General features: G+C 70.0%; 22 protein-coding genes. 15 read left to right on the forward strand and 7 right to left on the reverse strand.

Annotated features, from left to right (window positions below):
- Positions 1 to 43 precede the first annotated feature (43 nt).
- The 6 genes from ACLKM7_RS17660 (at position 44) to ACLKM7_RS17685 (ending at position 6,696) form a co-directional block, all read left to right on the forward strand.
- The gene (locus ACLKM7_RS17660; protein WP_436448606.1) at positions 44 to 820 is read left to right on the forward strand and encodes an electron transfer flavoprotein subunit beta/FixA family protein; all 777 of its coding nucleotides are present in this window, start codon (positions 44 to 46) and stop codon (positions 818 to 820) included.
- 11 nt (positions 821 to 831) lie between these two features.
- On the forward strand, positions 832 to 1,800 hold the full coding sequence (locus ACLKM7_RS17665; protein WP_436448607.1) for an electron transfer flavoprotein subunit alpha/FixB family protein: 969 nt from the start codon (positions 832 to 834) through the stop codon (positions 1,798 to 1,800).
- A 297-nt stretch (positions 1,801 to 2,097) separates the two neighbouring features.
- Positions 2,098 to 3,765, forward strand: coding sequence for a cytochrome b/b6 domain-containing protein (locus ACLKM7_RS17670; RefSeq protein WP_436448608.1), 1,668 nt, complete (start codon positions 2,098 to 2,100; stop codon positions 3,763 to 3,765).
- Between the two features lie 98 nt (positions 3,766 to 3,863).
- Positions 3,864 to 5,156 (forward strand): histidine kinase, encoded by a 1,293-nt coding sequence (locus ACLKM7_RS17675; protein ID WP_436448609.1) that lies wholly within the window; start codon positions 3,864 to 3,866, stop codon positions 5,154 to 5,156.
- Complete coding sequence (locus tag ACLKM7_RS17680; protein ID WP_436448610.1) at positions 5,144 to 5,821, forward strand: LuxR C-terminal-related transcriptional regulator; 678 nt, start codon at positions 5,144 to 5,146, stop codon at positions 5,819 to 5,821. Before ACLKM7_RS17675 ends, ACLKM7_RS17680 begins: the two co-directional genes overlap by 13 nt.
- Positions 5,818 to 6,696 carry a hypothetical protein gene (locus ACLKM7_RS17685; RefSeq protein ID WP_436448611.1) on the forward strand — a complete coding sequence of 293 codons (879 nt, stop codon included), beginning with the start codon at positions 5,818 to 5,820 and terminating at the stop codon, positions 6,694 to 6,696. The genes ACLKM7_RS17680 and ACLKM7_RS17685 overlap by 4 nt, the downstream gene beginning before the upstream one ends.
- Before the next feature lie 64 nt (positions 6,697 to 6,760).
- Here ACLKM7_RS17685 and ACLKM7_RS17690 read toward each other — a convergent pair whose 3' ends face one another.
- The 3 genes from ACLKM7_RS17690 to ACLKM7_RS17700 form a co-directional block, all read right to left on the reverse strand.
- On the reverse strand, positions 6,761 to 7,450 hold the full coding sequence (locus ACLKM7_RS17690) for a pentapeptide repeat-containing protein (protein ID WP_436448612.1): 690 nt from the start codon (positions 7,448 to 7,450) through the stop codon (positions 6,761 to 6,763).
- 10 nt (positions 7,451 to 7,460) lie between these two features.
- Positions 7,461 to 8,246 (reverse strand): coenzyme F420-0:L-glutamate ligase, encoded by a 786-nt coding sequence (locus ACLKM7_RS17695; RefSeq protein ID WP_436448613.1) that lies wholly within the window; start codon positions 8,244 to 8,246, stop codon positions 7,461 to 7,463.
- Between the two features lie 103 nt (positions 8,247 to 8,349).
- On the reverse strand, positions 8,350 to 8,856 hold the full coding sequence (locus ACLKM7_RS17700) for an N-acetyltransferase family protein (protein ID WP_436448614.1): 507 nt from the start codon (positions 8,854 to 8,856) through the stop codon (positions 8,350 to 8,352).
- Positions 8,857 to 9,028: 172 nt separating this feature from the next.
- Between ACLKM7_RS17700 and ACLKM7_RS17705 the strand changes: the two genes are divergently transcribed.
- From ACLKM7_RS17705 to ACLKM7_RS17715, 3 genes are all read left to right on the forward strand, one after another.
- Positions 9,029 to 9,589 carry a thioesterase family protein gene (locus ACLKM7_RS17705; RefSeq protein ID WP_436448615.1) on the forward strand — a complete coding sequence of 187 codons (561 nt, stop codon included), beginning with the start codon at positions 9,029 to 9,031 and terminating at the stop codon, positions 9,587 to 9,589.
- A 119-nt stretch (positions 9,590 to 9,708) separates the two neighbouring features.
- Positions 9,709 to 10,281 carry a hypothetical protein gene (locus tag ACLKM7_RS17710; RefSeq protein WP_436448616.1) on the forward strand — a complete coding sequence of 191 codons (573 nt, stop codon included), beginning with the start codon at positions 9,709 to 9,711 and terminating at the stop codon, positions 10,279 to 10,281.
- Between the two features lie 47 nt (positions 10,282 to 10,328).
- Positions 10,329 to 11,765: a hypothetical protein gene (locus ACLKM7_RS17715; RefSeq protein ID WP_436448617.1), complete on the forward strand. Its 1,437-nt coding sequence runs from the start codon at positions 10,329 to 10,331 to the stop codon at positions 11,763 to 11,765.
- Here ACLKM7_RS17715 and ACLKM7_RS17720 read toward each other — a convergent pair.
- The 3 genes from ACLKM7_RS17720 to ACLKM7_RS17730 are packed head-to-tail and all read right to left on the reverse strand — an operon-like array spanning position 11,669 to position 13,519.
- Positions 11,669 to 12,181, reverse strand: a complete 513-nt coding sequence (locus tag ACLKM7_RS17720) for a hypothetical protein (RefSeq protein ID WP_436448618.1) — start codon at positions 12,179 to 12,181, stop codon at positions 11,669 to 11,671. The genes ACLKM7_RS17715 and ACLKM7_RS17720 overlap by 97 nt on opposite strands.
- Positions 12,178 to 12,861, reverse strand: coding sequence for a hypothetical protein (locus ACLKM7_RS17725; protein WP_436448619.1), 684 nt, complete (start codon positions 12,859 to 12,861; stop codon positions 12,178 to 12,180). The genes ACLKM7_RS17720 and ACLKM7_RS17725 overlap by 4 nt, the downstream gene beginning before the upstream one ends.
- A complete protein-coding gene (locus ACLKM7_RS17730) occupies positions 12,851 to 13,519 on the reverse strand; it encodes a hypothetical protein (RefSeq protein ID WP_436448620.1) in 669 nt (222 codons plus the stop codon). Before ACLKM7_RS17730 ends, ACLKM7_RS17725 begins: the two co-directional genes overlap by 11 nt.
- A 70-nt stretch (positions 13,520 to 13,589) precedes the next feature.
- On the opposite strand from ACLKM7_RS17730, the gene ACLKM7_RS17735 reads away from it, so the two are divergent.
- Entirely contained in the window at positions 13,590 to 17,357 is a 3,768-nt protein-coding gene (locus ACLKM7_RS17735) for a proline dehydrogenase family protein (protein WP_436448621.1), read from the forward strand.
- Between the two features lie 27 nt (positions 17,358 to 17,384).
- Here ACLKM7_RS17735 and ACLKM7_RS17740 read toward each other — a convergent pair whose 3' ends face one another.
- Entirely contained in the window at positions 17,385 to 18,413 is a 1,029-nt protein-coding gene (locus tag ACLKM7_RS17740) for a LacI family DNA-binding transcriptional regulator (RefSeq protein ID WP_436448622.1), read from the reverse strand.
- A gap of 320 nt (positions 18,414 to 18,733) precedes the next feature.
- Here ACLKM7_RS17740 and ACLKM7_RS17745 point away from each other — a divergent pair, with 320 nt between their 5' ends.
- The 5 genes from ACLKM7_RS17745 (at position 18,734) to ACLKM7_RS17765 (ending at position 24,615) form a co-directional block, all read left to right on the forward strand.
- Complete coding sequence (locus ACLKM7_RS17745; protein ID WP_436448623.1) at positions 18,734 to 20,098, forward strand: ABC transporter substrate-binding protein; 1,365 nt, start codon at positions 18,734 to 18,736, stop codon at positions 20,096 to 20,098.
- A 73-nt stretch (positions 20,099 to 20,171) separates the two neighbouring features.
- Positions 20,172 to 21,101 (forward strand): carbohydrate ABC transporter permease, encoded by a 930-nt coding sequence (locus ACLKM7_RS17750; protein ID WP_168911815.1) that lies wholly within the window; start codon positions 20,172 to 20,174, stop codon positions 21,099 to 21,101.
- Entirely contained in the window at positions 21,098 to 22,024 is a 927-nt protein-coding gene (locus ACLKM7_RS17755; RefSeq protein ID WP_436448624.1) for a carbohydrate ABC transporter permease, read from the forward strand. Before ACLKM7_RS17750 ends, ACLKM7_RS17755 begins: the two co-directional genes overlap by 4 nt.
- Before the next feature lie 49 nt (positions 22,025 to 22,073).
- Positions 22,074 to 23,585, forward strand: a complete 1,512-nt coding sequence (locus ACLKM7_RS17760) for an alpha-N-arabinofuranosidase (protein ID WP_436448625.1) — start codon at positions 22,074 to 22,076, stop codon at positions 23,583 to 23,585.
- Between the two features lie 13 nt (positions 23,586 to 23,598).
- Positions 23,599 to 24,615 (forward strand): LacI family DNA-binding transcriptional regulator, encoded by a 1,017-nt coding sequence (locus ACLKM7_RS17765; RefSeq protein ID WP_436448626.1) that lies wholly within the window; start codon positions 23,599 to 23,601, stop codon positions 24,613 to 24,615.
- Positions 24,616 to 24,655 lie beyond the last annotated feature (40 nt).

Raw genomic sequence — 24,655 nt, forward strand, 5'->3', positions numbered from 1 at the left:
GCAGGCCGGGCTTTAGACTCGACGCCAGCGTGAGGAGATCGTCATGAAGATCGTCGTCCTGGTCAAGGAAGTCCCGGATACCTACGGGGATCGCAAGCTGTCGCTCGAAACGGGCCTGGCCGACCGCGCGGCGAGCGAGACGGTGCTCGACGAGATCGGGGAGCGTGCCCTCGAGGTCGCCCTGGCGTACGCCGACAAGACGCCCGGAACCGAGGTGGTCGTGCTGTCGATGACCCCCGAATCGGCTTCGGCCACCGTGCGCAAGGGGCTGGCGATGGGCGCTGCGTCGGCCGTGCAGGTGGTCGACGACGCTCTTCTCGGCGCCGACCTGGGCCTGACCGCGGAGGTGCTCGCGGCTGCCCTGAAGCGTGTCGGGTTCGACCTCGTGGTGGCGGGCAACCAGTCCACCGACGGCTCGGGCGGCGTCGTGCCGGCGATGGTCGCCGAGCTGCTCGATGTGCCGGCGGCGACGTACCTGAACTCGGTGGAGATCACCGATGCCGCCGTGAGCGGCGTGCGCGCCTCGGACGGCGCCACCATGCAGGTCTCAGCGCCGCTGCCCGCGGTCATCTCGATCACCGAGGCGCTGCCGGACGCGCGGTTCCCGAACTTCAAGGGCATCATGGCGGCGAAGAAGAAGCCGTTCGAGACGCTCTCGCTCGACGACCTCGGCATCGAGCCGCATGACCCGGATGCCTCGCGGTCGATCGTGATCGGGCTCACTGAGAAGCCGCCGCGCGAGGCGGGCGTGAAGATCGTCGACGAGGGCGATGCGGGCGAGAAGCTCGCCGAGTTCCTCGTGCAGAACCGGCTCGTGTGAGGGTGAGTGAGATGGCTGAATTCGCAGATGACTCGATCCTCGTGCTCCTCGAGACGACCCCCGCGGGAGGGCTTGCCAAGTCCGCGGCCGAGCTGCTGGGAGCGGCATCCCAGGTCGGGTCGCCGGTCGCACTGCTGATCGGCGACGCGGCGCTGGCGACGGATGCCGCTGCCCTGGGTGCGACGTCGGTGCTGGTGGCACCGCGCGTGGACGGCCTGACGGTTCCGGCTGCCGACGCGCTCACCGCCGCCGCGGCCCGCGTGCGGCCCGACGCGATCCTCGTGCCCCACTCGATCGAAGGCCGTGAGGTCGCCGGGCGCTACGCGGCGCGCACGCGCTCGGGCCTCGCGGTCGATGCCGTGGGCGTCTCGCGTGACGCCGAGGGCGTCGTGGCGCACCACTCGGTCTACGGCGGGTCGTACAACGTCGATGCGGCGGTGACGTGGGGCGCGCCCGTCATCACGATCCGGCTGGGGTCGGTGGATGCCCGTGCCGAGGCGGTCGCGCAGCCGACCGTGCACGAGCTGGACGTGCGGGCCTCAGGCCGCGCGGCGGCGACGGTGTCGTCCGTCGACGCGGCGGTCGTGGCATCATCGCGTCCCGAGCTGCGCGGAGCGGCGAAGGTCGTCTCCGGCGGTCGCGGACTCGGCTCGGAGGAGAAGTTCGCCCTCGTCGAGCAGCTGGCCGATGCGCTCGGGGCCGCCGTGGGCGCCTCGCGCGCCGCCGTCGACGCCGGCTACGTGCCCCAGACGTATCAGGTGGGCCAGACCGGCGTGTCGGTGTCGCCGCAGCTGTACGTCGCCCTCGGCATATCGGGCGCCATCCAGCACAAGGCCGGCATGCAGACGGCCAAGACCATCGTCGCGATCAACAAGGACGGGGATGCCCCGATCTTCGAGATCGCCGACTTCGGCGTGGTCGGCGACCTGTTCACCGTGGTGCCGCAGCTGATCGCGGCCCTCGAGGCGAAGAAGGCGTAGGGCGCTGTGGCCACGTTCGGTTCCTCGGTGCGCCGTGGCCTGCCGCGCCGCCCCGGTGGCGAGCCGTGGCCGCCGCCCGGCGAGGCGCCCCTCGCGGCCATGGTGCCTGCGGCTCAGGTGGCGCAACACGCGGGAGCGGATGCCGCGACTCCGCGTGTTGCGACCCCCGACCCCGCCGCGGCCGTGGTGCCTGCGGCGCAGGGGGCGAAACACGCGGGAGTGGGTTCCGCGCCTCCTTGTTTCGCGACCCCCGAACCCGCCGCGGCCGGGGTGCCTGCGGCGGCGCCTGCGGCTCAGGTGGCGCAACACGCGGGAGCGGATGCCGCGACTCCGCGTGTTGCGACCCCCGACCCCGCCGCGGCCGCGGTGCCTGCGGCTCAGGTGGCGCAACACGCGGGAACGGATGCCGCGACTCCGCGTGTTGCGACCCCCGAACCCGCCGCACCACCCATGCGCCGTGGCCTGCCGCGAGTGCCCGGCGGTGAGCCGTGGCCCCCGGCATCCGTCGCCGCTGCTCAGGTGGCGAAACGTACGACGTCTGCGCCCGCCGAGCCGCAGGGCGCGACCCCCGAGCGAGCCGTGCCCGTGGGCGAGGCTGCTCAGATGCCGGCACCTGGCACCGATGCCTCCCCGGAGGAGCAGGGCGTTCCGACTCGCGGAGCGGCTCCGGAGTGGCGAGGAACGAGCCGTATCGAAGGGCGCTCAACGACCGAGGTCGCCGCCGACGCGAAGGCGCTGCGGCGCGGACTCCCGCGCGTGGCCGGGGGCAAGCCATGGCCGCCGGCGGGCCTCGCACCCGTCGCGCGGACCGCACACGATGGCCCCGCGGCTGAGGTGGCGCAACACGCGGGAACGGATGTCGCGACCCCGCCTGTCGCGACCCCCGAACCGCCGACCGCCGGCGAGACGGTGGTGGCGGCATCCGTCGTCGCCCCGGCGGCAACCCAGTCAGGCGTGCCGCTGTCGACGCCGCTGCCCTTCACGCGGACCGTCTGGCCCGGACCGGCGGCACGTGAGGCGGCACCGCCCGCCGAGCCGAAGCGAATCGGGCCCTTCACGAAGCTCCAGTGGTCGGGCGCGGTCATCGTCGGTGGCGCGGGACTGCTGTACGCCGCCGGGATGGCGGTCGCCCTGGTGCGCTGGCTGCTGTCCACCCAGTGGGGCGTCGACTTCCTCGCGGCATACCCGGGGGAGTACCACCTGCCCGAGACGGCACCCGTCGGGTTCCCCGCCTGGCTCGGCTGGCAGCACTTCTTCAACGTGTTCCTGATGGTGCTGATCATCCGGTCGGGCCTGCGCGTGCGCACCGAGAAGCGTCCGACCGTGTTCTGGTCGCCACGCAGCAACAATCGCCGCAAGATCAGCCTCACCCTGTGGTTCCACCAGTCGCTCGACATCCTGTGGGTGGTCAACGGCGTGATCTTCGTCGTGCTGCTGTTCCTCACTGGGCAGTGGATGCGGATCGTGCCGACCAGCTGGGAGGTCTTCCCCAACGCCCTGTCCGCGACGCTGCAGTACGTGTCGCTCGATTGGCCGACCGAGAACGGCTGGGTGAACTACAACTCGCTCCAGCAGCTCGCCTACTTCGCCACGGTGTTCCTCGCGGCCCCGCTGGCCATCATCACCGGCGTGCGCATGTCGGGCATCTGGCCCAAGAACGCCAAAGCGCTCAACAAGGCCTATCCGGTGGAGTGGGCGCGCGCCGTGCACTTCCCGGTGATGCTCTACTTCGTGCTGTTCATCTTCGTGCACGTCGTGCTGGTCTTCGCGACCGGGGCGCTGCGCAACCTCAATCACATGTACGCGGCGCAGGGGTCTGCCGACCCCGACGCGTACGCGATGAACTGGACCGGGTTCTGGATCTTCGCGGTCTCGATCCTGGTGATCGCGGCGGCGTGGGTCGCCGCTCGCCCGCTGGTGCTCGCTCCCATCGCGCGGTTGTTCGGCAAGGTCTCGGGCCGCTGACCAACGCGGCACCGCGGGAGCTGTCTGGGGGATAACCCGAAGGCAGGTCTCGGGCTGACTCAGGGGCGCACGAGACGCGAGCGCCCTACCGTGAGGGTATGAGTTCCGACACCTCCACCTCAGCGCCGCCCTCCGCGCCGCCCGTCACGTCGCCGTCCACGGCCACGCCCGCCCGGGTCGCCGGCGCGATCGCACAGCTGGCTGCCCTCGGCGTCGTCGGACCCGTGATCTTCACCGTGCTGGCCACGATGCTGGCACTGGGCATCGGCCTGCTCGCGGTCCTCGGCATCGGCCTGCTCTTCCTCGTCGCCCTCGCCTACCTGATCTTCGCGCTGGGCTGGCTGGAGGCGGCCCGCGTCGACGGGCTGTACGAGTTCGGCCTGCCGCCCCGCCGCCTGCGGGTCAGCGGTCGTCCCGGGTTCGGAGGCTTCCTGCGGACCCTGTGGCTGCAGGCCATCGATCCGCTGAGCTGGCGCGCGGTCGCCAATGCGGCGATCGCGACCGTGCTGGGCTGGCTCGTGCTGGTTCTCATCGGCTTCGCCGCCTCCGGCGTCGTGCTGGTGTTCGCGCCGTTGTTCGCGGAAGACGGCGGCATCACCCTCGCCCAGACCGACATCGCCGTACCTCTCGCATGGGCGGTGCCCGTCGGCCTGCTCTCGGCGCTGGTCGGCACCGCCGGCGTCATCGGCCTCGGCATCCTGCATGGAGTCCTTTCGCGGGCGATCATGGTCCCCTCCCAGGAGGCGCAGCTCGCCGAAGCGGCGCGCACCTCGAGCGTGCAGCGCGAAGGCGCCGTGCGCGCCGCCGACGTCGAGCGCACCCGCCTCGAGCGCGACCTGCACGACGGCGTCCAGCCGCGGCTCGTGTCCGTCGGCATGACACTGGGCCTCGCGCAGCAGAAGATCGATTCGGATCCGGATGCCGCCAAGGCCCTCGTGGCCGAGGCCCACACTTCCACGAAGGCCGCCATCACTGAACTGCGGCAGCTGGCCCGCGGCATCCACACCGCCGTCCTCGACGATCGGGGTCTCGACGCAGCCCTCTCGGCGCTCGCCGGCCGCTCGGTGGTGCCGGTTCACCTCGACGTGCGCATGGAGGGCCGGTGCAGCCGGGATACCGAGGCCGCCGCATACTTCACGATCGCCGAGGCGCTCACCAACGCCGCCAAGCACGCCCGCGCGACCGAATGCCGTGTCGTGGTGCGGCTGCGCGAGCCGGGCACGCTGTGGGCGCGAGTCGAAGACAACGGCATCGGCGGGGCCACGGTCATGCCCGGCGGCGGTCTCGACGGCATCATCAACCGCGTCGTCGCGGCCGGAGGCCAGGCCAGAATCGACAGCCCGGTCGGCGGCCCGACGTCGGTGGAGGTGAGCATTCCGTGCGCATCCTGATCTGCGAGGACTCCGCGCTGCTGCGCGAGGGGCTGGTCCGCGTGCTCGAGGACGTCGGACACACCGTCGTCGCCGCGCTCGCCGACGCTTCCCGGCTCGACGAGACAGCCGACCAGACCTCACCCGATCTGTGCATCCTCGACGTCCGCCTGCCGCCGACGTGGACCGACGAAGGCATCCGTGCCGCACTCGCGCTGCGCAGCCGCCATCCCGCCCTGGCGCTCCTCGTGCTCTCGCAGTACGTCGAGGAGCGCTACGCGGCCGACCTCATCGCCGCCAGCGCCGGATCGCTCGGCTACCTGCTGAAGGACCGCGTGGCCGACGTGTCGGACTTCCTCGAGGCCGTCGATCGTATCGCGGGCGGCGCGACGGTGCTGGATCCCGAGGTCGTCGCCCAGCTGCTCAGCCGGCGGGCGCGCGACACCCGGATGCAGCGGCTGACCGACCGCGAGGCATCCGTTCTCGCCCTCATCGCCGAAGGCCGGTCGAACCAGGCCATCGCACGATCGCTGCACGTGAGCGAAGGCAGCGTCGAGAAGCACATCACCGCGGTGTTCCAGAAGCTCGGGCTCGAGCCCGACGAATCCGGCAACCGCCGAGTGCTCGCCGCACTCGCCCACATCGAACACGGCGGGATCCCGCCGCAGACAGGAGCAGACCGATGAGCATCGCCACCCCGCCGCCGGCACCGCCCGCACCCCCGGCGCCGCCGACCCATAACCCACCGACGCAGAACCCGCCGAACCAGCCCGCGAGCGAGTCGTCGCGCGTGGTCGCGATCGTCGTCATCGTGGTGGGCGCCGTGATCCTACTGGGCGCGATCGTGTCGTCGGTGCTGGGCACGTGGGCCGCGGCGTCCGTCCACACCACCTCGCGCACCGTGGCCGTCGACGGCGTCACCGAACTGGACGTGCAGGTCGACGCCGGCGACATGCGGGTCGAGTTCGCCGACATCGACCATGCCGAGCTCGAAGTGCGCAGCGCGTGGGGCATCGACCGCTGGACGCTCGTGCGCGACGGTGGCGAGCTCATGGTCGCCTCTCCGAACGGCTGGTTCAACGGCTGGTTCGGCGGCTGGTTCGGCGGCAACGGGAGCGCGGTCCTTCGCCTGCCGCAGTCGCTCGAGGGGATGGATGCCGACCTCGGGCTCGCCGCAGGAGACCTGACCGTCGACGGCTCGTTCGACGAGCTGGACCTGCAGGTCGACGCGGGGAGCGCCGAGGTCTCGGGCTCCGCCAACAGCGTCGAGGCGCATCTGAGTGCGGGGCGCGCCGAGCTGGTGCTCGACGACGTGGGCGAGGCGCAGGTCACCGTGAACGCCGGCTCACTGGAGGCTGCCTTCTCCGGCAGCGCCCCTGACGAGCTCGTCGCCGAGGTCAACGCCGGGTCGCTTCGCCTGGTGGTGCCGGACGGCGAGTACGACGTGAGCTCGGAGGTGGCTGCCGGCGACTTCGACAACCGCATCGGCAGCGTGCCCGGCGCCGCCCACACCATCCGGGTCACGGTCTCGGCCGGCGACGCGGTACTGCGGGCGCAGTAATCCGGCGCCCGGTCGCGCCATCGTCCCCCTGCCGGTCTCGGCGGGGGGACGTCTGCGCTGCTGATCAGTCCTCGACGAGGATGCCGGTCAGCTCCGCGAGCGCGGGTGCCATGAGGTGCAGCTGCTCGCGCGAGATGGTCGCACCGCGCAGGCCGGCCATTTCGACGACCTCGAGCACCTCGGCGGCTCGCAGATCGACGTCGGTGAGCCTCGCTCCGCTGACGTTGAGGGCACCGACCCGGGTGCCCGGGAACGCGACGCGGCGGGCTGTCGCCTCGAGCAGGTCGAGCTCGTCGATGGTGCAGTCGACGAACGCGACGTCGAGCAGCTCCGCGCCGCGAAGGTTGACGAACCCGAGCTTGCAGCGCGTGAAGCGGATGCCCCGCCACGTCGTGTCGAACGCCTCGAACGATCCGAACCGGCTGTCGCGGATCTCGACATCGCGCAGCCCCGACCGCGCGGCGCTGACCACCGGCGCATCGAGGCCGTCGAGCACGGACTCGACGATCCGCGCCCCGCGAAGCGTCCACGAGCCGACGGTCGCCCCAGTGATGCGGCATCCGTCGACCGTGTCGCCCGTGCCGAGGGGCCACTCGTCGATCGCGAGACCTGTGTACTCCGTGGCCTCGAACAGCCCGCGCTCGAACGCCGCGGCGTCGCCGGGGGTGAGGTCGCCCAGCAGCGACTCGTCGAAGTCGAAGGCCGGTGCCTGCGGTCCGCGGGATCCTCGGGCTCTCGCCGCACGCGCGTTCATGCCGAGCACACTACGGGGCGCGTCCGACGTCGGCGGCCCGTCCGGCCGCGAATCCTTCGGCATACGCCTCGTCGGCGCCGAGCCGGAACATGTCGCGCTCGAGCGCGCGGACGATCGACCGCGCGCCGGGCAGGTCGAGCGGCCCGACGAGGTCGGCCCGTCCTCGCACGACGGCGACCGGCAGCCGCGCGGCCTTGCCCTTGACCAGGTCTGCTGCGGCCGCCAGCTCGTCGGCGACGCACGGCATGGTCACCACGAGAGGACGGCCCTCGGCATCCGTCGCCCCTCGCAGGTCTTCGAAGACGTGCACGCCGCCCGCGCCGATGGCGTGATCGGTCTGGCCCTCGCGCCACGCGCGGCCGAGGGTGTCCGAGACGATCACGCCCACCTCGACGCCGAGGCGTTCGCGCAGGCCGGCGGCGATCGCGCGCGCCGAGGCGTCGGGGTCCTCGGGCAGCAGCAGGACGGTGCCCTCGGGGGTGTTCGATGCGTCCACGCCGGCCGCGGCCGACACGATGCCCAGGCGGTTCTGCACGATCCGCGTCGTCGAGCCGGTCGGAAACGTGCGGGATGCCACGACCCGCACCGTCTCGGCGGTGATGGCGTCTTCGCGGTCGTCGGCGACGACGAATCGACCCTCGGCCTTCGACACGATCTTCGAGGTCACAACGAGGATGTCGCCGTCGGCGAGCCCACCCTCAGCCGCACGCGCGATCACGTCGACGAGATCCGTGCCCGCGGCGATCTCGGGGATGCCGTGCAGGGGCCAGATGCTGAGGGGAGGGCGAGGCTGCATCCGTCCAGTCTCGTGGATGCGCGGCGCTTGTCGCCGCGACAACCGGATCGAGAACGACGAAGGGCGTGTCCGGCGAACCGGACACGCCCCGTCGGAGGGAGGATCAGCGCACGAAGCGCACTTCGGTGAGCGTCTCGCCGAGGAAGGGCTCGGTGTGCGACGCGCCGTCGAGCGTGAACCCGTTGCGCGTGTAGAACCGGTGCGCGCGGGGGTTGTCTTCGGCGACCCACAGGTAAAGCGGCTCGCTGTCGGCCACGACCGCGTCGAAGAGCTTCTGGCCGATGCCGGTGCCGTGGTACGCGTCGAGCAGGTAGATGAAGTACAGCTCGCGGAACCGCGGAGCGTCACGGTCACGGGCGGGACCCGAGCCGGCGAATCCGACGATCTCGCCGTTGACGAGCGCGGCGAACATCTTGAACTCGGGGCCCTGGGCGGCCCAGTGGGTCCACAGCTCGGCCATGCGCTTGGGTGAGACCGCCTCGAGGGCGGCCTTGCTGATGAGGTGGTCGTACGTCTCGTGCCAGCACGTGGCGTGCACGCGGCCGAGAGCCTCGGCGTCGACGTCTCGCACCGGACGGACGACGATGTCGGTCTGGAGTTCGGCTTCCATGGGCCAGACTCTACGCGCGTCGCCGCGAGACGGGAAATCGTCCCAACGACCCGTGAACGAGCGATGACGAGCGGATGCCGCGAGCCCGCGTCTGTGCTCACGCCCCCGCCGGGCTGTCGGCATCCCACAATCGAATCGGCACATCGCGCGAGCGTCGCTACCATCGCACATCGTGAACGTGATCTGGCGGACCCTGCTCGTGATGATCACCGCGCGGCGTCGCGCGAAGCGCCAGGGCAGGCTCGGGCCGACCGAGATCGGGCGAGTGCGGCTGACGACGCTGCCGACCGACATCGATCTGCTGCGGCACATGAACAACGGCCGCTACCTGTCACTGTTCGACCTCGGCCGATGGGATCTGCTCGTGCGGACCGGCCTGTGGGACGTCATGCAGCGCCGCGGCTGGTATGCCGTCGTCTCGAGCGAGACCGTGACGTTCCGCAAGTCCCTGAACCTGTGGCAGCGGTTCGACGTCGAGTCGCGTCTGATCGGGCACGACGACAAGGCCATCTACCTCGAGCACCGCGCCGTGGTCGAGGGCGAGGTGTACGCCCGCGCGATCATCCGCGCCCGCATGCTCAAGCGCTCCGGCGGCACGCTGTCGCACGAGGAGCTGTTCGCGGCAGTGGGGCGCCCCGAGGGCATCCCCGAGGTCGATGAGTGGGTGCACGACTGGGCTGCGGCATCCGCCCTTCCGCCCACTCGCGCAGACGCCCCGAGCATCTGGAACTGATGCCCGCGTAGCGCACGAAGACGCGCGCCGCAAGCCGTTTGCCGCGCACCTGCGGGGTGCGGTTGCCTGACGTCGAAGCGCCGGCCACCCGTCCGGCGCCGGAACCGAAGGAGTGCGCCGTGGACACGACCACCCTCATCTGGATCATCGTCGGCATCGCCGTCCTGCTCGTCATCGTCGTCGTCGCACTGGTGATGACGGCGCGCAGCCGCCGCGAGCGGCGGGTCGAGCATCAGCACGACCGCGCCGAGAAGCTGCGCGAGGACGCGCGCTCGACCGAACTCGAAGCGCGAGAGCACGAAGCCGAAGTCGCCCGCGCTCGCGCCGAAGCCGCATCGGCGACCGCCGCCGCCGAGGCGGCCCGCGCCCGCGCCGCCGAAGCGTCCATCGACGCCGAACGCCGCGCGGGCACGATCGACGAGCACCAGGCCGACGCCGAGAAGCTGCGCGCCGAGCAGGCCGAGAAGCTGCGGAAGGCCGACGACGTCGACCCGTACGTGGCGGACGGACGAACGGATGCCGCAGCCGGCGGCCCGTCGGCGGGCATATCCGGCAACACCCTGCGCGACGTGCGCGACGACGGCTCGGCGCGAAGCGACGGCACCGTCCACGGCGACGCGACGCGCGACGAAGTGGCTGCGGACGAGGTCGTCGACCCTGCGGACCGCCCGCGCCGCGCCGACGGCACTTGAGCCGCGTGATCGTGCGCTGAAGCGGCGGGGACCGCTACCGTGAACACGTGATCGCGGTCCTCCAGGTCGCCGGCCGCCTGCTGTGGCGGCACTGGCCGGCACTCCTCGCCTGGTATCTCGGCGCCATCCTGGCGCGCTACGCCATCATCGAGTTCGCGGGCTTCGTCGGCGCGTACAACGCGGTCGCGGGGTCGTTGCTGTTGCCTCTCGCGATCCTCGCGCGCCTCATCGCGCTCGTCGCGATGTTCCTGGTCCTCCGCGACGGCATGCGCCAGCTCACCGCCATCGCTCCGCTCACGACCGACCCTGCGACGCGCCGGCGCGAGTTCCTCGACGCGCTGATGACAGGAATCCTTCCGTTCTTCGCGTTCTATGCCGCGTGGGGATACCTGCGCGAGGACGCGGTCGCGTACACGGCCCGGGTGCTCGAGGTCGACGCCGAACTGGGGTGGCAGCAACTGGCGGCCGAGCTCGCAGGCGAGGAGGGTGCGGCGACGCAGATCGCCGGCGACGGGCAGGTCGGCGAGCTGGCCATCACGCCGATCACGATCGCGATCGTCGTCATCGCCTTCGCGCTGCGGTGGCTGTGGAGGCGGCACCGCGAGAGGCTGCCGCGCTGGACGGGGGGCTTCGCGGCCTACCTTGAAGCGCTGTGGGTCTACTACACGGTCACCGTCATCGGTCTGGCCCTCGGCATGGTGACGTCCTGGGTGGGCTCGCGCCAGGCGATGGTGTGGCTCGCCGACTTCCGCGAGGCGATCACCGCCGGCTTCGCGCCGCTCGCGTGGATCTGGGAGGGCGTGGAGTGGTTCCTCGGCGAGGCGGGCGGCATCATCCTGCTCCCCGTCGCCTGGCTCACGATCTCGGGCGTCGTTTACGGCCAGGCGGTCGCGCCCCGCGCGGTGGCGACCGAGAACCTCGGCGGCGAGGTCGGCCGCCGCATCCGTTCCCGCTACCGGTCCTTGCCGCAGCGCCTGCGCGCGCGGCTCGCCGACATCTGGAGCGACCTGGTCGGCCGCTTCACGCCGATCGGGCGGGCGTTCGTGCTCATGTGGAGGGCTGGGCCGGTGCTGATCGGTGGCTTCGTGCTGCTCTACACACTGCTGCTCGGACTGCAGGGTCTGCTGGAGTGGGCGATCCCGCGCGCCGTCGGACCACAGGACCTCGCCGACTTCTGGATCGTGAACGACCAGCTCATCTTCCTCATCGCCCCACTGCTGATCGAGCCGATCCGCATCGCCCTCGTCGCGGGCGGCTATGACGCGGTGATCGGCAAGCTGCGCACGCGCGAGGCCGAGGCGGCCGAGATCGAGGCGAAGACGCAGACGGATGCCGCAGCGTCCGCCTCACCGGAGGGCTCCGTTACCGTGCCCTCGGTCGGCCCGGCTCAGGGTGCGACGACGGCGCTCACGAACTCCGGATACGATCCCGCGGAGCCGAACTCGACGGCGAACGGTCCCGACGCGTCTTCGGGCACCAAGTAGTCCAGTTCGATCTCGTAAGGCGCCGTTGCCTCGTCGTCGCAATAGGTCCAGCGGTCCACGTCCCACTCGCGCCCCAGATCGTCCCGAGGCGCCCACTCCCGCCGCGCGCCGTCGACTTCCTTCAGAACGAAGGGGGAGCATGCGATCGCCGGATCGCCCGGATCGATCTGCAGGGTGACGGTGATGACCCGCGCGTCCTTCGGGGCATCCGGCAACTCGGTGAACTCCGCCGAGACCGGCCCCACGAGCGCATCGGCGTATCGGACGGACTCGCCGGGCGCCACTGTGATCGGCTCGGTGGCTGTGCCCTGCCGGATCCCGGCCCACTCGTTCCACGACATCGTCAGCGCCGCGGCCGGAATGAGCACCGCGAGCGCACCCAGCGCGATCGCGTTGGACCGCCACCACCCCGTCACGGATTCACCCAGCCCGTCTCGATCAGTTCTGCGTCGTCCACGAACGGCACCTCGGCCAGATCGAATGACAGGACGATCATCGAGTCGAGCCGCACGTCGGTGGCAAGCGCGAGTTCGAGTCTGGCCGCTCCCGCCGTCAGGTCCTCCGGAAGTTCGAACGCGAGGCTCCCGGTCTGGGCGATGCCCGCGGTCAACGCTGCGTCGAGAAGGGAGTCCGGACGATCGCTCGCGCTGAACTGGACCCCATCGATCTGCACCATCGCGTGCGAGATGACTCCGCCCTCAGAGATGAGGGATTCGGCTTGCAGATCCACCACGAGCCAGTTGCCCTCCGCCGCCCAGCCGTCTGCGCTCACCGCGGCCGCTCGCCGGACGTCGGTGATCGTCACGGCGAGATTGCGTCCGACGGCGGACTCGTCGACCGTCGCGGCGATGATGAACGGTGCTTGCGCCTGCTCCTCGCCCGGGGTCACCAGGGCGACGAACCAGGCTGCGACGATGAGGCCGGCGCCGATCGCCCATGCCGCCCACCCGGGCAGGCGGCTCGTCGGTGCGACGGGCGCAAGGGCCGGCCCGTCGGCCGACGTCGCGTCGGCACCGGCCATCGCGTCCGCAGGCGGTTCCGGCCCGGTGGCCGAAACGCCCGGCTCGGCCGCGCTCGTCCCGGTTTCAGCCGTCATCGCCGGCCTCCTCCGGTTCGGCGCCGGCGCCGACGTCCTCGATCTCGAGGGTCATCGTCGCCTCTGCCACGGGATCGGTCCACGTCTGGCCTGTCATGACGAACGAGCCGGTGTACAGGGTCAGCTCGCGCAGTGTCACCGTCAGCTCGTCGCCGGCCGCATAGTCGTCAGCGTCGACCGCCCACGTGTACACGAGCTCAGCCGGCACACCGGGCTGCAGTTCGGGGCCGGTGGTCGCGTCGTCCAGCCGCGCGACCGACGATTCCGCCTCGGCGTCCACACCCCGAACGACGAATGATTCACCGATGCCCTCGGGCCCCGCCCCCTGAGGCTCGTCCCATGTGTTCTCGACGTCGACGATGAGCGCCAGCACGCGCTGTCCTTCCTCGGGGGAGACGCCGGAGCCGGGGAGCTCGTCGATGAGCACCGCTCGCTTGACCGTCAACGACCGCTGGTCCGTCACATGGGCGTCGCCGGGTTCGAGCTGTGCGAGTTCGGGCGACGCTGCCGTCGCGAGGCCTCCGAAGGCCGCCGTCGCCGCGAGGAAGGCGGCCGTCGCGACGCCCGCGAACCATCGCGTGGGCACCCTGTCGGTGGCCGCGCGGATCCACTCGAAACGGCGCCGGGGCACGGGTGCGGCATCGGGCGACTCGGACACGAGCACAGCCTACGGCGAGTTGCCCGCGGCATCCGGAATCCGAACCGCTCCGAGACCATAGGCTGGTGGCATGGTGACCGACCCTTACGAGGGGGACACCGACCGTCCGGCCCCCGACGACGACCTCGCCGCCCATGCCGTGACGCTGGCGCAGCGGTGGATCACCGAAAGCGCCGAGGTCGACGTGGACCCCGCAGCCGAGCGACTCGCCGGCGTGCTCAAAGACCCGAACGGCCTGCCGTTCACGATCGGGTTCGTCGACGGGGTGATGCGCCCCGAGAGTCTGTCGGCCGCGGCATCCCAGCTTCATCGCATCGCGCCGCTCGTGCCGGAGTTCCTGCCGTGGTACCTGCGCGGCGCCGTGCGCGTGGGCGGCAGTGTCGCCCCGGTGCTGCCGTCGCCTGTCGTGCCGATCGCGCGGCGCGTGCTGCGCGAGATGGTCGGGCATCTCGTCGTCGACGCCCGGCCCGAGAAGCTCAGCCCGGCGATCGCTGCGATCCGCGAGAGCGGCGCGCGGCTCAACCTCAATCTGCTCGGCGAGGCAGTGCTGGGCGAGCAGGAGGCGCTGCGCCGGCTCGACGGCATCCATGACCTCATCCGCCGCCCCGACGTGGACTACGTGTCGGTCAAGGTCTCTGCCATCGCGAGCCACATCTCGATGTGGGCGTTCGACGAGGTCGTCGACAAGGTCGTCGACCGGCTGCTGCCGCTGTACCTCTCGGCGGCGAGCGATCGCACCTTCATCAATCTCGACATGGAGGAGTACCGCGACCTCGACCTGACCATCGCGGTGTTCACCCGCATCCTCGAGGACCCCCGCCTGCGCGACCTCGAAGCCGGCATCGTGCTGCAGGCCTACCTGCCGGACGCCCTGCCCGCGCTGCAGGAGCTGACCGCGTGGGCGCGCACTCGCGTCGCCGACGGCGCAGCGCGCATCAAGGTGCGGCTCGTGAAGGGCGCGAACCTCGCGATGGAGCGAGTGGATGCTGTCATGCACGGCTGGTCGCTCGCGACCTACGACGCGAAGATCGACTCCGACGCGAACTACGTGCGATGCCTCGACTTCGCGCTGCGGCCGGAGAACACCGCGGCGGTGCGCATCGGCGTCGCCGGTCACAACCTGTTCGACATCGCGTACGCCTGGCTGCTCGCCGGGCGCACCGGCGTGCGGCGGGATGTCGAGTTCGAGATGCTGTTGGGGATGGCTCAGGGCCAGGTCGCCGCGGTGTCGCGCGAGGTCGGGCACGTGCTGCTGTACGTGCCGGTCGTGCGCCCCGACGAGTTCGACGTCGCCATCAGCTACCTCGTGCGGCGCCTGGAGGAGAACGCCTCGAGCGAGAACTTCCTCTCGGCGGCGTTCGACCTCGCCGAGGACCCGGCGATGTTCGAGCGTGAACGCGACCGGTTCCTCGCGTCGCTCGCGCGTGCGGGCGACGCCACGCTGCCGACCGGACCCCGGCGCACGCAGGACCGCACCGTCGGGCCTGGCGATTCACCGCGAGCGCGGGCGCGGCTGCTGCGCGGCGGCGTCCCCGAGGAGGACGCCGGACTGACGCAGGCGGTGATCGGCATCGCCCGATCCGCCGTCGCGGTCGACTCCACCATCGACACCGGCGCCGACACCGCGCCGGTCGTGCCGTCGGTCGAGGAACAGGTCTTCGCCGGCGAGGCCTTCGTCGAGACCGCGGTGTTCGCGCCGCGCGAGACGGCCGCCCGCCGCGCCGGCGCACCGGGCTTCCGCAACACCGCCGACACCGACCCGGCTCTGCCGGCGAATCGGGAATGGGCCCGCGGCATCCTGTCCCGCATCGACGTGTCCCGCGCAGGCGACGCGACCATCGCGGCCGCACGGGTGACCGGCGAGCCCGAGCTGCAGCAGATCGTGGCACGGGTGAGGGATGCCGCGGCCGCATGGGGCGCGACCCCTGCCGCGGATCGCGCCGCGGTGCTGGCCGAAGCCGCGCACGCCCTAGAGGCGCGCCGCGGCGAGCTGATCGAGGTCGCGGCCTCCGAGACGGGCAAGGTCTTCGCCGAGGCCGACATCGAGGTGAGCGAAGCCATCGACTTCGCGAACTACTACGCCGCCACCGCGCGCGAACTCGACCGGGTGAGCGGTGCGGTCTTCGAGCCGGCGCGGCTGACCGTCGTGACTCCGCCCTGGAACTTCCCGATCGCCATTCCGGCCGGCGGCGTGCTCGCGGCGCTCGCGGCGGGCTCGGGCGTCGTGTTCAAGCCCGCGCCACAGGCCCGTCGCTGCGCGGCGGTGGTCGCCGAGGCGCTGTGGCAGGCAGGAGTGCCACGCGATGTGCTGGCTCTCGTCGACATCGACGAGGGCGGCCTCGGGCAGGCGCTCATCTCGCATCCTGCCGTCGATCGCGTCATCCTCACGGGGTCGTGGGAGACAGCGGCGCTGTTCCGGTCGTGGCGCCCCGACCTGCCGCTGCTCGCAGAGACCAGCGGCAAGAACGCGATGATCGTCATGCCGTCGGCCGACCTCGATCTGGCGGCGTCCGATCTCGTCAAGAGCGCGTTCGGCCACGCCGGGCAGAAGTGCTCGGCCGCTTCGCTCGCGATCCTCGTCGGACCCGTCGGGCACTCCCGTCGGTTCGCGCGGCAGCTGGTCGACGCGGCCACGTCGCTGCGCGTCGGTCCGCCGACCGACCCGCTCGCCGAGGTGGGACCCGTCATCGAACCGCCGCGCGGCAAGCTGGAGTGGGCGCTGTCGACCCTCGACGAGGGCGAGAAGTGGCTCATCGAGCCCCGCCGCCTCGACGCCGATCCCGAGCTCACGGGGCGACTGTGGTCACCGGGCATCCGCACCGGCGTGCAGCCGGGATCGCGCTTCCACCATGAGGAGTTCTTCGGGCCGGTGCTCGGCGTCATGCACGCCTCGTCGCTGCCGCACGCGATCGAGCTGCAGAACGCCGTCGCGTACGGACTGACGGCGGGCCTCTACACGCAGAATCCCGATGACCTCGCCTTGTGGCTGGACCGAGTCGAGGCGGGCAACCTCTACGTCAACCGGGGCATCACGGGTGCCATCGTGCAGCGGCAGCCGTTCGGCGGCTGGAAGCGGTCATCGGTCGGACCCGGTACGAAGGCCGGCGGACCGAATTACCTCGCCGGCCTCGGGCGGTGGCGCGCGACATCCGGCGGCGCGGCATCGGCGACCCTGCACTTGCGAGGACTCGACTCGCGCATCGCCGCGATCATCGAGGCCGCGCAGCCATCACTGGACTATGAGGCGTTCGAGTGGCTGCGGCGGGGTGCGCTGTCGGACGCGATCGCGTGGGACCGCGAGTTCGGCCAGGTCAAGGATGTCTCGGGACTGGGCATCGAGCGCAACCTCTTCCGCTATCGCCCGGTCCCGTCGGTCGGCCTGCGGGCCACCGGGGATGCGACCTGGCAGGCGGTGCTGCGGACCGTCGTCGCCGGCGTCCGGGCAGGCTCGGCCCTGACGCTGAGCGCGCCGGTCGGCCTGCCGGCCGCCGTGCGGCGGGTGCTGAGCGACCTCGGCGTCGACGTGTTCGTCGAGACCGACGCGCAGTGGCTCGAGCGGATCACCGCGACGGATGCCGGCATCCTGGCTGCCACGGCCGACGGCGTTCCCGCTCGCCGGCCGACGCGCGTGCGGCTGATCGGCTCTGCAGAGGCGGTCGCTGCGCTCCACGGGCAGTTCTCGCGCGCGGCCGGGGGCGACCCCGATCTGGCCGTCTACGACAACGACGTGACGACCGCGGGACGTCTGGAACTGCTGCCGTTCCTGCGCGAGCAGTCGGTGACGATCACCGCGCACCGCTTCGGCAACCCGGATCCGTGGTCGGAGGCCGTCATCTAGCGACTCGGGGCCCCGGTCTGCCCCGGACTACTCGTCGTCGGCGCTCGCGAACCCGGTCGACTCGCGAGCGACGATGCGGAAGTCGGGCTTGAACGTCTCGGGTGGGCGTCGCTCGCCCTTCTCGTTGATCCGCTCGATGAGCCGGTCGACCGCGATCGCGGCGATCTCGTCCCGGCCGGGGTCGACCGTGGACATCGAGGGCACCGAGTACCTGCTCTCGTCGATGTTGTCGAAGCCGATGACGGCGACGTCGTCCGGAACGGTGATGCCCTCTTCGCGGAGGGCGCGCAGCACACCGAGGCCGAGCGTGTCGCTGAGTGCGAAGACCGCGTCGAACGCGACGCCCTCGCGAACCATGAGGTGGACCGCCGCTGCACCGCCGGCGCGGTTCCACCGCGACATCTCCGTCGTGCGCACGAGCGTCGGATCGAGCTCGATCCCCGCCTGCTCGAGGGCGCGCAGGTAGCCCTTCAGACGCAGGTTGGCCGAGCTGGGCTCTTCGCCGCCGTGAAGATCGGCGCCCACGAGTGCGATGCGCCGCCGGCCGATCGACAGAAGATGCTCCACGGCAGCCTGCGCCGACGACATGTTGTGCATCGTGACGTGGTCGGTCGGGCCGCCGAAGATCCGCTCGCCGAGGAGCACGAGGGGTCCGTCGACGGACAGAGCTGCGGCATCCTCCTGGCCGAGGCTGACGGGGCTGAACAACAGCCCGTCGAGGAACCGGGGCCGGCTGCTCGCCACGGCCTGCAGTTCGGCGTCGCGATGACCGCTGGTCTGCTCCACCATGACCCCCAGCCCGCGCTTCTCGGCGGCGCGGATGATGGCGTCGGCGAGCTCGGCGAAGTAGTTCTCGCGAAGTGAGGGGACGGCCAGTCCGATGACTCCCGTGCGACCCGATCGCAGACCGCGTGCAGAGAGGTTGGGTCGGTAGTCGAGCTGCTCGATGGCTTCGATCACCCGATCGCGCGTGCCTGGACGCACATGCGGATAGTCGTTGATGACGTTCGAGACCGTCTTGATCGAGACGCCCGCCACCCGGGCGACGTCGTGCATCGTCGGTCCCATCGACGTTCCCGCTTTCCCCTGTGGATGTCTCACTCTACTGCGCCCGCCGTCCACATCGCGGTGGCGGGCGGGTTCCCTCGCCGAACATCATCCGACGAATCTACATCGTTGCAATGCGAAGTTTCGCGACCGCCTCAGGATTTTTCGGAATGGTCTTGACAGTGGCGTGCGCCCGGTGGGAAGGTGTCTGCAAATGTTGTTCTACAACGTTGTAGACCGAACCCGAGTTTCGGCCCGCTTCCCGAGCGGCTGACTCTCGCGACGGTCGCGCACCGACGAAGAAGTCCCGCAATCGAAAGGAAACTCCAGTGAAGACGAAGCACGTCCTTACTGCGGTCACGACGCTCGCCATGCTCGGCGCCCTCGCCGCCTGCTCGCCCGGGGGCGACGGTGGCAACGCCGATGGTGGTGGCGGCGACGCCGCGACGAACTGCACCAACACGATCCCCAAGGAAGACCTGCCTGTCGTCACCATGTGGGCGTGGTATCCCAACATGGAGCTCGTCGTCGACAACTTCAACGAGCAGAACGACGAAGTCCAGGTCTGCTGGACGAACGCCGGCGCCGGAGGCGACGCGTACGACAAGTTCCAGACCGCCATCTCGGCAGGCAGCGGCGCGCCCGACGTCATGATGGTCGAGGCGGACCGCATCGCGACCTTCCAGGCTCAAGAGGCCCTCGTCGAGCTGAACGACCTCGGTTACGAGGACGTGAAGGACAACTTCAGCGAGGGCGCATGGAAGGACGTCTCGGTCGGCGAGGGGATCTACGGCGCTCCGGTCGATGGCGGCCCGATGGGCATGATCTACCGCACTGACATCTTCGAGCAGTACGGCGTCACTCCGCCGACGACGTGGGAGGAGTTCGAGACGACGGCGCAGGCAGTGAAGGATGCCGGCGGCCCGGTGTTCGCAAGCTTCGCCGCGAACCAGCCCGCAGCGACCACTGCGCTGATGTACCAGAACGGCGCACAGCCGTTCGAGTACGACCCCGCCAACGAGGGCGAGATCGGGATCAACCTCAACAGCCCCGAGATCAAGGAGGTCCTCGACTACTGGGGCGGCCTCGTCGAGAAGGGTCTCGTCGGCACCGAGGACCAGTTCACCCCCGAGTACATCGCGGGCGTCATCGGCGGCGACTACTCCACGTACCTCTCTGCCGCGTGGGCCCCTGGCTACCTGCAGGGCGCGGGCGTGGGCGAGGGTGCGGACGCCGGCGTCTGGGCGGTCGCTCCGATGCCGCAGTGGGATGCGAACAGCCCCATCGCGATCAACTGGGGCGGCTCGGCGTTCTCGGTGTCGAGCCAGGCGAGCGACCCCGAGCTGGCCGCCAAGGTCGCGTTCGGCGTCTACGCGGACCAGGCCTCGCTGGATGACGGCTGGCAGAACCAGATCATCTTCCCGCTGAACGTCGACGTGCTCGAGTCGCCGGAGTTCCTCGACTACGAGGTGCCCTTCTTCGACGGCCAGCAGGCCAACAAGGAGGTGTACGTGCCAGCGGCGAACGCCTACGAGGGCATGACCTACACGCCGATCGGGCAGTTCTACTACTCGCAGCTCACGGAGCAGATCGCCCGTATCAACGAGGGTTCCGCAACCGGCTCGGAAGCCGCGGACGCCCTGCAGGAAGCGGTCGTGGCTTACGCGGAGGAACAGGGGTTCACCGTCAAGTGACCTGAATGCCAGGGGCCGGTCCGTGCTCACGCGGGCCGGCCCTCGGCCATCCCTTCACCTACCCGGAGAAATCATGACTGCCTCAACAGCAAGTCCCCTGACGAAGAAGGGGCACCGGCGCTCGACCAACGCACGCCAGAATCGCACCGGCTGGCTCTTCGTCGGTCCGTTCGCGATCGTCTTCCTGGCCTTCCTCGTGCTGCCGATCGGCTTCGCCCTCTACTTGAGCCTGTTCCAGAAGTCGCTGATCGGCGGGACGCGGTTCGTCCTGTTCGGCAACTACGCCAAGGCGTTCACCGACCCGTCCTTCCTCGATGGCGTGTGGTTCGTCATCCGCTTCTCGCTGGTGCTCATCCCGCTGCAGATGGCGGTCTCGCTCGCGATCGCTCTGATGCTCGACATCGTCGTCTCGCGCTTCGCACGGTTCTCGCGCCTCATGATCTTCATGCCGTACGCGATCCCGACAGTCATCGGCGCCCTGATGTGGGGGTTCCTGTACAGCGACAACTTCGGTCCGCTCGCGGAGCTCTTCGAAACATTCGGCGCGACGGCCCCTGATTTCCTGAGTCGCGGCCTGATCTTCTACGGACTGCTCAACATCGTCACGTGGCAATGGGCCGGCTACTACATGATCATCCTGTACGCCGCGCTGCAGGGCATCGATCCGACCCTGTACGAAGCGGCGCGCATAGACGGCGCATCGCAGTGGCAGATCGTCCTGCGGATCAAGATCCCGCTGCTGGCACCGGCGCTCCTGCTGATCCTCGTCTTCGCCCTCATCGGCACACTGCAGTTCTTCAACGAGCCGAAGATCCTCCAACAGCTCGCCGCGGGAGCCATCCCCGACGATTTCACCCCGAACATGTACGCCTATCAGCAGGCCTTCTCGCTGGCGAACTACAACTACGGCTCGGCGATCTCGTTCGCCCTGGGCGCTGTCGTGTTCCTCTGCGTGTACATCTTCCTGTTCGCCACTCGCAAGCGAGGGAGCATCTTCTCATGAGCGTCACACCCACCGAGCGCATCGTCACGCGCCGGACGTCGGGCAACCTCATCGAGCGCAGGCGGGCCCCCCGGACCCGCGGACGCATCTCGCTGAACATCGTGCTGGCATTGCTGATGATCTACTTCCTCATCCCCTTCTGGTGGGTCATCGTGAACAGCTCGAAGAGCTCGGCCGGCCTGTTCGGAGGCGGAAGCTCGCTCTGGTTCGCCTCCGACATCAACTACGTCCAGAACTTCATCGATCTGTTCACCTACGGCGGCGGGATCTACGCGCGCTGGCTCGGGAACTCCGCCCTGTACGCGATCGTGGGCGGCGTCGGGGCGACGGTGCTGTCGGTGCTCGCCGGCTACGGCTTCGCGAAGTACCGCTTCGCGGGGCGCAGCCTTTCGTTCGCCATCCTGCTCGGCGCCGTGATGGTGCCCACGACGGCGCTCGTGATCCCGACGTTCGTGCTCTTCGCACAGGTCGGCTGGACCAACACGATCTGGGCCGTGATCCTGCCGTCGCTGCTCAATCCGTTCGGCGTGTACCTCATGAACGTCTACGCGCGCGATTCGGTGCCCGACGAGCTCCTGGACGCCGCCCGCGTCGACGGAGCAGGGGAGTTCCGCTCCTTCTTCGTGGTGGCGCTGCCCCTCCTGCGCCCGGCGATCGTGACGGTGCTGCTGCTGTCTGTCGTGGCGTCGTGGAACAACTACTTCCTCCCGCTCGTCATGCTGTCCGACAACCGCCTCTTCCCCGTGACCGTGGGCATCGGGTTGTGGCAGTCCACGGCATCGACGTACGGCGCGGCGGGCGGGCAGAGCCTGTGGAGCATCATCGTGCTCGGCTCTCTCGTCTCGGTGATCCCGCTGATCATCGCCTTCCTGACGCTGCAGAAGTACTGGCAGGGCGGGCTCGCGATCGGAAGCCTCAAGTGAGCCGGCCCGCCCACCCTCGTCCCCGTTCCGTCTGCCCTGGAAGAGAAGCATGATCCGCGCACACCTCACCATCGATCCGCACTTCGAGGTCGGAGTCGTCAATCGGCGCCTCTTCGGCTCGTTCGTCGAGCACCTCGGCCGCTGCGTGTACGACGGCATCCATGAACCGTCGCACCCGACGGCCGACGAGCACGGCTTCCGCGCCGATGTGGTCGAGCTCGTCAAGGAGCTCGGTGTCTCGACCATCCGGTACCCCGGCGGCAACTTCGTCTCGGGCTACCGCTGGGAGGACGGCATCGGACCTCGCGAGGAACGGCCACGGCGACTGGATCTGGCCTGGCACTCGACCGAGACGAATGAGATCGGGCTCGACGAGTTCGCGACGTGGCTGGAGAAGGTCGACGCCGAGATGATGTACGCGGTCAATCTCGGAACCCGCGGTGTGCTGGACGCTCTCGATGTGCTCGAGTACGCCAATCACCGCTCCGGGACGCGCTTGTCGGATCAGCGGGTCGCCAACGGGCACCCCGAGCCCCACAACATCCGGATGTGGTGCCTCGGCAATGAGATGGACGGTCCGTGGCAGCTCGGCCACAGCACGGCCGAGGAGTACGCACAGCTCGCCGGAGCGACGGCGAGCGCCATGCGGCAGATCGACCCCGACCTCGAGCTCGTGGTCTGCGGCAGCTCGAGCGCGCAGATGCCGACGTTCGGGGAGTGGGAACGGGTCGTCCTCGAGAAGACGTACGACAACGTCGACTACATCTCGTGCCACGCCTACTACGAGCCCAAGGGCGAGGATTACGGGAGCTTCCTGGCTTCCGCCGTCAACATGGATCGCTTCATCGAGGCCGTCGTGGCGACGGCCGACCACGTCAAGGCGGTCCGGGGCAGCGACAAGTCCATCAACATCTCGTTCGACGAGTGGAACGTCTGGTACCAGTCCCGCTACCAGGAGGTGGAGCGGATCACGGATGTCGACAACTGGCCCGTCGCACCGCGCCTGCTCGAGAACTCCTATTCGGTGATGGATGCCGTCGTCTTCGGCAACCTGATGATCTCGCTCATCCGCCATGCCGATCGGGTCACGGCGGCGAGCCTGGCTCAGCTGGTCAACGTCATCGCGCCGATCATGACGGAGCCGGGCGGGCCGGCCTGGCGCCAGACCACCTTCTTCCCCTTCTCGCTCACCTCCACGCACGCGCGGGACGTCGCACTCGAGCTGAAACTCGACAGTCCCACCTACGACACCGAGCTCTACGGCGCCGTCCCGCTCGTGGACGCCGTGGCGACGCACGACGCGAACGGCGGCGGCACCACGGTCTTCGCCGTCAACCGGAGCCTGACCGATGAGGTGACGCTCGAGATCGACACCCTCGCCCTCGGCGGCGTCTCGCGGGCGGAGGCCACGTCGGTCTTCGACGACGACATCCATGCGGCGAACACGCTCGAGGACCCTGACCGTGTGCGACCGAGGCAGAACACGTCGGTCGACATCGGCGAGGGGACCGTTCACATCACCCTTCCCCCCGTCTCGTGGACGGTGCTGACGCTCGAGTGATGCGGGGGGCGACATGACTCGCAATCAGCGGGTGACCCTCAAAGAGATCGCAGCCCAGACCGGGGTGTCGATGACGACGATCTCGAAGGTGCTCAACGGCGCCTCCGACGTCTCGTCCGCGACGCGGGCGCTGGTCGAGGACAGCCTCCGCACGAACGGGTATCGCCGGCGAAAGAGCAGGAAGCGACGCGAGTACATCGAAGTCGTCCTGCACGAACTCGACGGCGACTGGGCACTGGCGATCATCGAAGGCGTCCGAGAGAGCGCGGCCGACGTCGGACTCGCGATCACTCTCTCCGTGACGGGTGATCGACAGGCCCCCGGTCCGGAGTGGCTCGACTCCGTCGTGCGCCGCGGGCCGACCGGCATCATCCTGCTCTTCGCCGGCATCTCGCCTGTGCAGCGAGCGATGCTCGATGCGCGCGGCATCCCGTTCGTCATCATCGATCCCGCCGGCGACCCGGCGCCCGGCATCCCCTCTGTCGGTTCGGCCAACTGGTCGGGCGGGCTGGCTGCCACAAGGCACCTGCTCGAGCTCGGCCATCGCCGCATCGCTGCTATCACGGGTCCCGAGGACGTCATGTGCGCACTCGCGCGCCTGGACGGGTACCGCGCGGCGATGACATCCGCGGGGCTCGAGATCGAGCCCGGGTGGATCCGGTACGGCGACTTCCGGCGAGAAGGCGGGGAGCGGCACGCCAGGGATCTGCTGCGGCTGCCGCATCCGCCGACGGCGATCTTCGCGGGGAACGACCTGCAGGCGCTGGGAGTCCTGCATGCGGCCCAGGCGATGGGCGTCGACGTGCCCCGCGACCTGGCGGTCGTCGGCTTCGACGACCTTGCGATCGCCGGACTGGCCAGCCCCCGGCTGACGACGATTCATCAGCCGCTGCGCGAGATGGCGGAGCAGGCCACCCGCATGGTGCTCCAGCTCCTCGATGACGTGCCGCCCGCGGTCACGCGGATCGAGCTCGCGACGCGCCTCGTGGAGCGGGACTCGACAGCCCCGCCACCCGCGATCGGCGTCTAGCCCCGCGATCGGCGTCTCGCACAGGGACGACGGATGCCTC

It is taken from the genome of Microbacterium sp. I2, assembly GCF_051364985.1.
Lineage (GTDB): Bacteria > Actinomycetota > Actinomycetes > Actinomycetales > Microbacteriaceae > Microbacterium.

Coding starts and splice junctions, on each gene's coding strand:
- ACLKM7_RS17695 (WP_436448613.1), bottom strand. CDS start 8,246: ATGCAGCCTCGCCCTCCCCTCAGCATCTGGCCCCTGCACGGCATCCCC.
- ACLKM7_RS17760 (WP_436448625.1), top strand. CDS start 22,074: ATGATCCGCGCACACCTCACCATCGATCCGCACTTCGAGGTCGGAGTC.
- ACLKM7_RS17740 (WP_436448622.1), bottom strand. CDS start 18,413: ATGCACGACGTCGCCCGGGTGGCGGGCGTCTCGATCAAGACGGTCTCG.
- ACLKM7_RS17685 (WP_436448611.1), top strand. CDS start 5,818: ATGAGCATCGCCACCCCGCCGCCGGCACCGCCCGCACCCCCGGCGCCG.
- ACLKM7_RS17660 (WP_436448606.1), top strand. CDS start 44: ATGAAGATCGTCGTCCTGGTCAAGGAAGTCCCGGATACCTACGGGGAT.
- ACLKM7_RS17735 (WP_436448621.1), top strand. CDS start 13,590: ATGGTGACCGACCCTTACGAGGGGGACACCGACCGTCCGGCCCCCGAC.
- ACLKM7_RS17765 (WP_436448626.1), top strand. CDS start 23,599: ATGACTCGCAATCAGCGGGTGACCCTCAAAGAGATCGCAGCCCAGACC.
- ACLKM7_RS17750 (WP_168911815.1), top strand. CDS start 20,172: ATGACTGCCTCAACAGCAAGTCCCCTGACGAAGAAGGGGCACCGGCGC.
- ACLKM7_RS17700 (WP_436448614.1), bottom strand. CDS start 8,856: ATGGAAGCCGAACTCCAGACCGACATCGTCGTCCGTCCGGTGCGAGAC.
- ACLKM7_RS17690 (WP_436448612.1), bottom strand. CDS start 7,450: ATGAACGCGCGTGCGGCGAGAGCCCGAGGATCCCGCGGACCGCAGGCA.
- ACLKM7_RS17665 (WP_436448607.1), top strand. CDS start 832: ATGGCTGAATTCGCAGATGACTCGATCCTCGTGCTCCTCGAGACGACC.
- ACLKM7_RS17725 (WP_436448619.1), bottom strand. CDS start 12,861: ATGACGGCTGAAACCGGGACGAGCGCGGCCGAGCCGGGCGTTTCGGCC.
- ACLKM7_RS17675 (WP_436448609.1), top strand. CDS start 3,864: ATGAGTTCCGACACCTCCACCTCAGCGCCGCCCTCCGCGCCGCCCGTC.
- ACLKM7_RS17755 (WP_436448624.1), top strand. CDS start 21,098: ATGAGCGTCACACCCACCGAGCGCATCGTCACGCGCCGGACGTCGGGC.